At 70.6% G+C, this 8373-nt stretch carries 10 protein-coding genes; 2 read left to right on the forward strand and 8 right to left on the reverse strand.

Features of this window, described 5'->3' with window-relative positions; translation table 11 throughout:
• The 4 genes from HUU96_RS07270 to HUU96_RS07285 form a co-directional block, all read right to left on the reverse strand.
• Positions 1 to 1057 (reverse strand): hypothetical protein (locus HUU96_RS07270; RefSeq protein WP_174292171.1); only part of this gene is annotated, 1057 nt, incomplete at its 3' end.
• Positions 1057 to 2463, reverse strand: a complete 1407-nt coding sequence (gene lpdA / locus HUU96_RS07275; RefSeq protein ID WP_174292172.1) for a dihydrolipoyl dehydrogenase — start codon at positions 2461 to 2463, stop codon at positions 1057 to 1059. The genes lpdA and HUU96_RS07270, both read right to left, overlap by 1 nt.
• Entirely contained in the window at positions 2456 to 2875 is a 420-nt protein-coding gene (locus HUU96_RS07280) for an acyl-CoA thioesterase (protein ID WP_174292173.1), read from the reverse strand. The genes lpdA and HUU96_RS07280 overlap by 8 nt, the downstream gene beginning before the upstream one ends.
• Before the next feature lie 9 nt (positions 2876 to 2884).
• On the reverse strand, positions 2885 to 4291 hold the full coding sequence (locus HUU96_RS07285; RefSeq protein WP_174292174.1) for a pyruvate dehydrogenase complex dihydrolipoamide acetyltransferase: 1407 nt from the start codon (positions 4289 to 4291) through the stop codon (positions 2885 to 2887).
• Between the two features lie 110 nt (positions 4292 to 4401).
• On the opposite strand from HUU96_RS07285, the gene HUU96_RS07290 reads away from it, so the two are divergent.
• Positions 4402 to 4857 carry a universal stress protein gene (locus HUU96_RS07290; protein ID WP_174292175.1) on the forward strand — a complete coding sequence of 152 codons (456 nt, stop codon included), beginning with the start codon at positions 4402 to 4404 and terminating at the stop codon, positions 4855 to 4857.
• A 7-nt stretch (positions 4858 to 4864) separates the two neighbouring features.
• Here HUU96_RS07290 and HUU96_RS07295 read toward each other — a convergent pair whose 3' ends face one another.
• From HUU96_RS07295 to HUU96_RS07310, 4 genes are all read right to left on the reverse strand, one after another.
• A complete protein-coding gene (locus HUU96_RS07295; RefSeq protein ID WP_174292176.1) occupies positions 4865 to 5995 on the reverse strand; it encodes an RcnB family protein in 1131 nt (376 codons plus the stop codon).
• A gap of 103 nt (positions 5996 to 6098) precedes the next feature.
• Positions 6099 to 6590: a GAF domain-containing protein gene (locus HUU96_RS07300; RefSeq protein WP_174292177.1), complete on the reverse strand. Its 492-nt coding sequence runs from the start codon at positions 6588 to 6590 to the stop codon at positions 6099 to 6101.
• 2 nt (positions 6591 to 6592) lie between these two features.
• A complete protein-coding gene (gene arfB / locus HUU96_RS07305; RefSeq protein ID WP_174292178.1) occupies positions 6593 to 6991 on the reverse strand; it encodes an alternative ribosome rescue aminoacyl-tRNA hydrolase ArfB in 399 nt (132 codons plus the stop codon).
• Entirely contained in the window at positions 6988 to 7650 is a 663-nt protein-coding gene (locus tag HUU96_RS07310; protein ID WP_174292179.1) for an RluA family pseudouridine synthase, read from the reverse strand. Before HUU96_RS07310 ends, arfB begins: the two co-directional genes overlap by 4 nt.
• Positions 7651 to 7701: 51 nt before the next feature.
• Here HUU96_RS07310 and HUU96_RS07315 point away from each other — a divergent pair.
• On the forward strand, positions 7702 to 8373 hold a 672-nt coding region (locus tag HUU96_RS07315; protein WP_174292180.1), incomplete at its 3' end, for a M15 family metallopeptidase.

The raw sequence follows: 8373 nt of genomic DNA on the forward strand, positions 1-8373 counted from the left end.
ACAGCAGCGGCCAGCCGAGCGGCGTCTCGATCAGCCAGCCCGCCAGCCGCTGCCACCAGCCGGCGACGCGAGCCGGCGAGCCCAGCCCCTCGTCGTTCGGTTCGCTCGCCAACGGCGGCGCTGCGCTCGGCCAGCGCCACGGCACCAGCCAGCGCTCGGTCGAGTTGAGATGCGCCAGCCGATGGCCGACATAGGCGATTGGATGGTGCAGGATCGCATCGGCGAGCGTTGCGTACAGCGCGCCGGCAGGAACGTGGCGCAGCCGGTCGACCGTGTCGTCGCAGCGGTCGGGCTCGCCGAGCGGATCCCAGAAGAACGGCCGGACACAATGTCTGGCGGCAAGCTCGGCTGCCTCGTTCGGCAGCATTCCGGTATGGGCGGCGTCGGGCGGCAGCCGCACCGCGATCCCCGCCAGGTCGTAGATCGCTTGCGTCCGTTCGACCCCCGACGGCCTGGCGGCGAACAGCCGGTGGTTGATCGGCGACAGCAGCGCGAGCACCACCACCACGCCAAGGCCGATCGCCGCCGTTCGCGCCACGCCGCCGCGGATAGCCGGGGTCAGCAGCACCGCCAGCGGCACCGCCGCGAACACCGCGTTGGAGCGGACCAGCACCGCATAGGCGATCAGCACCGCCACGCCGGCCACGGCCGGCCACGGCACCGGCCGTCCGCGCAATCGCCACCAGCCGATCAGCCCGGCCACGGCGAGCAGCGCGCCGATCATCTGCCCATCCTTGAGCACCACGCCCTGCCAGCCGAGGAATACCGGCCAAGCCCCGATCATCAGCACCGCCAGCCCGACCCGCCGTGCCGACGCCGCCGCGATCAGCCCGAGCCCGAGCCAATACAAGCCGAGCTGCAGCGCGAGCATCGGCGCAGCACCATGCGCGCCGAACACCGACCAGAGCCGCGCCATCGCCGGGGGATGCCAGTCCAGATACTCACCCGACAGCAGCTGCCCGTACTGGGCGACGCTGTCGTACATCACATAGCCGGGCCAGAAGAGCGCCAGCGAGCCAAGCAGCGCCGCCCCCGACAGCGCCGCCCGCCTGCGCATCAGATATGGATCGCCCGACCGTACGCGCCCAGCACGCTTTCGTGCATCATCTCGCTGAGCGTCGGATGCGCGAACACCGTCTCCATCAGCTCGGCCTCGGTCGTCTCCAGCTGGCGCGCGACGACATAGCCCTGGATCAGCTCGGTCACCTCCGCGCCGACCATGTGCGCGCCGAGCAGCTCGCCGGTCTTCGCATCGAACACCGTCTTCACGAACCCGTCCGCCTCGCCCAGCGCGATCGCCTTGCCGTTGCCGATGAAGGGGAACTTGCCGACCTTGACCTCGCGCCCGGTCTGCTTGGCCTTGGCCTCGGTCAGGCCGACCGATGCGACCTGCGGCCGGCTATAGGTGCAGCCGGGGATGTTCCAGGTCGTGAACGGATGCGGGTCGCCGCCGGCGATCTTCTCGATGCAGACGATGCCCTCATGGCTCGCCTTGTGCGCCAGCCACGGCGCGCCGGTGACGTCGCCGATCGCATAGACCCCCTCGACATTGGTGCGGCCATAGCCGTCGACCTTGATGTGGCCCCGCTCGGTCTCGACGCCCAGCGCCTCAAGCCCGATCTCCTCGGTGTTGGGGACGATCCCGATCGCGACGATGGTGTGGCTGAACTCCTCGGTGGTGACGGTGCCGTCGCCGCCTTTGATGGAGGCGGTGACGCCGTTCGCGCCGGTCTCAAGATTCTCCAGACCGGCGCCGGTGCGGATGGCGATGCCGTCCTTGGCCAAGCGCTTCTCCATGAACGCGCTGACCTCCTCGTCCTCGACCGGGAGGATGCGCGGCAGCATCTCCAGGATCGTCACCTCGGCGCCCATGTCGTGGTAGAAGCTAGCGAATTCGACCCCGATCGCGCCCGAGCCGATCACCAGCAGCTTGGTCGGCATCTCGGCGGGCACCATCGCGTGGCGATAGGTCCAGATGCGCTTGCCGTCCGCCTTGGCGAAGGGCAGATCGCGCGCCCGTGCGCCGGTGGCGATCAGGATGTGCTTGGCTTCAAGCTCGACCGTCTTGTCGCCCTGCTTGACCGACAGCTTGCCCCCATCTCTCCCGGCACCGGTCAGCGCGCCGACGCCCTCGACCACCTGCACCTTGTGCTTCTTCATCAGCCCCTTGACACCGGCGTTGAGCTGCCCGGCGACCTTGCGGCTGCGGTCAACGATAGCGGCGAGGTCGAAGCCGATATTGTCCGCCTTGAGGCCGTAGTCCGTGGCGTGGGTCAGATAGTGGTAGACCTCGCTGGTGCGCAGCAGCGCCTTGGTCGGGATGCACCCCCAGTTGAGGCAGATCCCCCCCAGCCGCTCGCGCTCGACGATCGCGACCTTGAGGCCGAGTTGCGACGCCCGGATCGCGGCGACATAGCCGCCGGGGCCGGAACCGAGGATGATGAGGTCGAAACTGTCAGCCAATGCTCGTGTCCTGATCTGAATGAATTGCGGCCGGCAACCCCGGCACCCGGCGCGGCAGCCGTTCCTCGTCGGTGGCGACGAAGATGAAGCGCGCCTGCGTCACCTTGCACATCTCCTCGACGTGGCGCGCGCGCCGCCATGCCTCGACCTCGACCGTCATCGAGGTGTTGCCGACCGCGATCAGCGTCGCGAACACCGACACCTCATCGCCGACCAGCACCGGCGCGTGGAACTTCATCGCGTCCACCGCGATCGTCACCGCCCGGCCGCCCGAATGGCGCGACGCGACCGAGCCGGCCGCGAGGTCCATCTGTCCCATCAGCCAGCCGCCGAAGATGTCGCCATAGGGGTTGGCGTCGCCCGGCATCGCGGTGACGCGGATCGTCGGCGATCCCCTGGGCAGGTCGGTCATCGCCAGGTCCTAGGCGATCATCGCCAGCGGGTTCTCGACCAGCCGCTTCAGCGCCTGCATCAGCTGCGCCCCGTCCGCGCCGTCGATCGCGCGGTGGTCGAAGCTGCCGGTCGCCGACATGATCGTCGCGACGCCCAGGCTGCCGTCGGGCATCACCCATGGCCGCTTCTCGCCCGCGCCCACCGCCAGGATCATCGCCTGGGGCGGGTTGATGACCGCGTCGAACTGCTTGATGCCGTACATGCCCATGTTGCTCAGCGATGCGGTGCCGCCCTGATACTGCTCGGGCTTCAGCTTGTTGTCGCGCGCGAGCGCCGCCAGCTCCTTCATCTCGGCCGAGATCGCCGAGGGCGACTTGGCGGCGGCGTCGACGATCACCGGCGTGATCAGCCCCGCCGGCGTCGACACCGCCACCGAGATGTCGGCGCGGCTGAAGCTGATTAGCTGGTCGGGGGTGAACATGACGTTGCAGCTCGGCACCTCGACCAGCGCCGCGGCCAGCGCCTTGATCATCAGGTCGTTGACCGACAGCTTGACGCCGCGCAACGCGAGGCTGGCATTCAGGTCGCCGCGCAACGCCAGCAGCGCGTCGAGCTGCACGTCCACGGTCAGGTAGATGTGCGGAACCTGCTGCTTCGATTCGGTCAGGCGGCGCGCTATCGTCTTGCGCACGTTGCTGAGCTTGGCCGCCTGGTGCGGGATGTCGGGAACTGCCGCCGGCTTGGGTGCAGGGGCTTGGCTGGCGGGAGCTTCAGCGGCGGCGGGTGCGGGCGCGGCCTGCGCCTGGACGGGTGGCTGGCCGGGCGCGGCCTCGGCCTTGGCACTCTCCAGATCGGCACGGACGATGCGGCCATTGGGACCCGATCCGGTCACCCCGGCCAGGTCGATACCCCGGCCGGCGGCAAGACGGCGGGCGAGCGGGCTGGCCTTGATCCGCTCGTCGGCCGCTGCCCGGGATGGCTGTGCCGCCGCCGGCTGCTCCGCCCGGGGGGCCTCGCCGGCATCGGCGGGGCGGCCGTGATCCTCGGCCTGCGTCTCGGTCCGCTCGACCGGCGCGCCTTCGTCGCCCTTGGTGTTGGGGTCGGTCGGGTCGGGGCGGCCACGAAACTCGGGATCCGCCGGCTGCGGCGTCGCCGCCTTGGCCGCGGGCGCATCGGCCGCGCCGGCGCTCTCGCCCTCCTCGGCGAGCAGCGCGATGTCGGCCCCGACCTTCACGCCGTCCGTGCCCTCCGCCACCAGGATCTTGGCGATCACGCCTTCGTCGACCGCCTCGAACTCCATGGTCGCCTTGTCGGTCTCGATCTCGGCCATGATGTCGCCCGACTTCACCGTGTCGCCCTCCTTGACCAGCCATTTGGCCAGCGTCCCCTCCTCCATCGTCGGGGACAGCGCGGGCATCTTGATCGCAATCGGCATCGGTAGCGGCTCCTGGAGAGCCCCGTCTCTCGCGCCAGCGTCCGGCGTGGTCAAGACGCTTGCGCGATCCGCGGCACCGCGGCACCTCTGCCGCGAAGGACGGGCGGGCCATGCGCATCTATCTGGTGGTGATCGACGACAGCCCCGAGGCGGAGATCGCGCTGCGCTTCGCCGCCCGGCGAGCGGTGAAGACCGGCGGCGGCGTCGAGATCCTGAGCCTGGTGCCACCGCAGGAGTTCATCGCGTTCGGCGGCCTGCAGGCGACGATCGAGGAGGAGGCGCACCTCCATGCCGAGGGGCTGGTCGCGGCGGCGGCGGGGACGCTGATCGCCGAATCGGCGCTGAAGCCGACAATCACCGTGCGCGAGGGCGACGGGCCGGCGGTCATCCGCGCGATCATCGCCGGCAATCCCGACATCGCCGCGCTGGTGCTGGGCGCGGCGGCGGCGGGTGCGCCGGGGCCGCTGGTCAGCCACTTCGCCGGCACCGACGCGGGATCGCTGCCGGTGCCGGTGATGATCGTACCGGGATCGCTGTCGACCGAGGCGATCGACCGGCTGAGCTAGGTGCCAATCAGCAGCCGCAGGCGGGGCGGCGGCGGACCCATTTGTGGCGCGGCGCGCGGTGGCGCGAGTAGGTGACGCTGTCCTCGACGATTTCGGTCGTGGTGGTGGTCACCACCGGCGCGGTCTGCACCGTCACCACCGTCGTGCTGCCGCCGTTATAGCCGCCAGCGGAACTGGTGGTGACGACCGTGCCGCCATCGGGCGAGTGCCACACGCCCGACGGTCCCGGCGGCGGCGGTGGGTAGCCGGCTCCGGCGGGATAGGCGGGCGCATAGGCGGGCGGTGGCGGCGGGTAGCCATAGCCTTGCCGCGGCGCGACCGGCACGCGATGGCTCGACGAGCGATCGACCGCATAGCCGGCGACGCCGCCGACCCCTGCGCCGATCAGCGTTCCTTCCAGCCGATGACCGCGGCCGGCGATGACGTTGCCGGCGACCGCGCCGACCGCGCCGCCGACCAGGGCACCGCCGACGCCGCTGTTGCGCCGCTCGGCATAGGCTGGCGGCGCATAGCTCGCACCGGCCGGATAGCCACCTTCGGGCGCATAGCCGGAGGTCACGGCATAAGGCGACGGGGCCGGATAGGCGGGCTGGGTCTGGTAGGTCGACTGGCCATAGGTCGGCTGGACGTAACCGGGCGCGGCATAATCCTGCGGCACCGGCGCATAATCGCGCTGCGACGAGGTATAGACCGTGTCATAGCCCTGTCCGCCGGTGTCGTAGCCGCCGCCACGATCCCAATCGACGCCGTTGACGCAGTCGTACACGCGGCCATTGCCGTCGATCAGCACCGCATCGTCATAATAGCGCGTCCAGCCATAGCCGGCGGGCGGCTGGCCCAGGCCGTAGCTCGACCAGTCGCCGATCGCGAAGTTCGACGCCACCCAGTAGCTCGGCAGGTTCCAGCCGCGCACCGGCCGGCGATAGGCGTTCCAGCCACCGGGCGCGTTGACCCCGCCCCACCAGTGACCATCGACCCGGCTGCCCCAGCGCGACGGCACCGGCGGGTGGGCATAGCCCATGCCCCGGCCCATCGTCCCCTGGCCGACACCCGGCCCTGGCATGACCATCCGCTGGGCGCTCGTGCCCTCGGCGGCAAGCAGCGCCAAGGCCGAAGCGGCGATCAAGTGAAGGCGCATCGAGGTAATCTCCCTGTCGTCAAGCGCCAACGCGCCACATCTTAACGCGTTGCTTACCATCGCCGCAGGGGAGTCGCCAGCGCGGGCGCTGTCCCGTTATGGATCAGGCCGATCGGCCGAGCCGCATCGCCAGCAAGGCGGCGATGACCTCGACGCCGGCGGCATCCTCGCCGTCGAACCGCGCCGGCACCGGGCTGTCGAGATCGAGCACGCCCCACACCGCGCCATCACGCGTGATCGGCACGACCAGCTCCGATCGGCTCGCCGCATCACAGGCGATGTGGCCGGGAAAGGCGTGAACGTCGGCGACCAGCTGCGTCGCTCCGCTCGCCACCGCAGCCCCGCACACCCCCGCCCCGACGGCGATGCGAATACAGGCCGGCTTGCCCTGGAACGGCCCCAGCACCAGCTCGCCCGCCACCATGCGATAGAAGCCGGCCCAGTTGAGGTCGGGCAAATATTGCCACAGGAGCGCGCTCGCGTTGGCGCAGTTCGCCACCCAGTCGGGCTCGCCGGCGGTCAGCGCGTCGAGCGCGGCCAGGAGGTCGCGGTACAGCTCCGCCTTGCTGCCTTCAGCGACATCGAACCGGTACATGCTCACTCCACCTCGACGCGGCCGCGGCCGGCCTTGACCACCGCCCGGCCCTTCTTGGCGTCGACCCGCTTGGCCTTGGCGGTGCGCGACGGCTTGGTCTTGACGCGGCGCGCGTCGCGCTCCTCGGCGGCGGCGAGCAACGCGGCCACCCGCTCGCGCGCATCGGCGCGGTTCGCCTCCTGCGTGCGATAGCGGCGCGCGGTCACCACCAGCGTGCCGGCCGCGGTCAGGCGGCTGCCCGCCAGCGTCCGCAGCCGCGCAAAGGTCTCGGGGTGCAGCCCCAGCCGATATACGTCGACCCGCAACTGACAGGCGGTCGCGACCTTGTTGACGTTCTGCCCGCCCGGCCCGGTGGCAGCCAGGAAGCGCTCCTCGATCGCCGTCTCCGGCAGCGCGATCACGTCGTTGGTTCCTGGACGAACCCCATATCGCCGAAGCGCGGCGGCAGCGGTGCCTGCGCCTCGATCGTCGCCTTGCCCTCCCGCGGCAGCGACAGCGAGGCTGCGTGCAGCATCATCCCTGCCCGGTCGGCGCGGCCATAGACGGGATCGCCGACCACGGCGATGCCGAGCCCGGTGGCGGCATGGACACGAATCTGATGTGTGCGGCCGGTGGCGGGGCGGAACTCGACCAGCGACCGGCCATCGCGCACGGCGAGCAACCGCCAGGCGGTGCGCGACGCCTTGCCGTCGGGATCGCCGACCATCCGCCAGCCCTCCTCGGCGGTGCTGACCTTTAGCAGCGGCAGGTTGATTTCCCCCGCCTCGCCCTCCACCAACCCGTCGAGCACCGCGAGGTAGCGCTTGCCGACCTGCCCCGCTTCGAAAGCGCGCTGGAAACGGCCATGCGCCTTGGGGTTGCGCGATAGCAGCAGGCAGCCGCTGGTGTCGCGGTCGAGCCGGTGCACCGCCTGCGGCCAGCGCTGGAACCCGAGGCGCAGCGACTCAAGATGGTTCTCCAGGCTGAGCGAGCCGTCGCGCGGGCGATCGACCGGCAGCCCGGCCGGCTTGTCGATGACCAGGGCCTCGCCGTCGAGGAACAACACACGCTCGCCATCCATGCCTCGGCCTTGCCACCCTCGCCCGCGTCATGCCAGTGCGCAGCCGTGCAGATGCTTGTTTCTCTGGCGCTGACAGCCACGGCAGCGCAGGCGGCGGCGCCCGGTCCAGCGGCCGATGGGGAGCGCCGGCTCGGCCACCTGCCCTATGCCGATGTCGGTGTTGCCGCATTGGTGTCCGCTCCGGCCGGGTTTGCGGTCGGCCAACCCTGCCAGGTGCAGCCGGCGGTGGCGGCGGCGCTTGGCGAGCTGATGGCGGCGCAGGCGGCGAGCGGCGTGGCGGGGACGGTGCGCGGCGTCTCCTGCTACCGCTCGGTCGCGCATCAGCGCTCGGTTTTCTGCCACGGCCGCAGCTGCGTCGAAACCGAGGGCCGCGCGCACATGGTCGCGCCGCCCGGCTATAGCGAGCACGAGACCGGCTATGCCGTCGATTTCGCCGCGCGACCGTCGCTTGGATGCGCTGATACCCGCGACTGCATCGCCGCGACGCCGGTCGGCCAGTGGCTGCTCGCCAACGCGCCGCGCTTCGGCTTCGAGCTGAGCTTCCCTGCTGGCAATGCCCAGGGTGTCGGCTGGGAACCGTGGCATTGGCGCTGGGTCGGCGTCGATGGCGAGGACTCGGCCGCCCGCGCGGCGCCATACATCAATGCACAGCCCGCGGCCGCCGTCGTAAATAGAGACAAATTCATCGAGACGGCCTTGGATCTGATCTTTAGTCCATTGCGC

Source organism: Sphingomonas bacterium (assembly GCF_903644135.1).
Lineage (GTDB): Bacteria > Pseudomonadota > Alphaproteobacteria > Sphingomonadales > Sphingomonadaceae > Sphingomonas.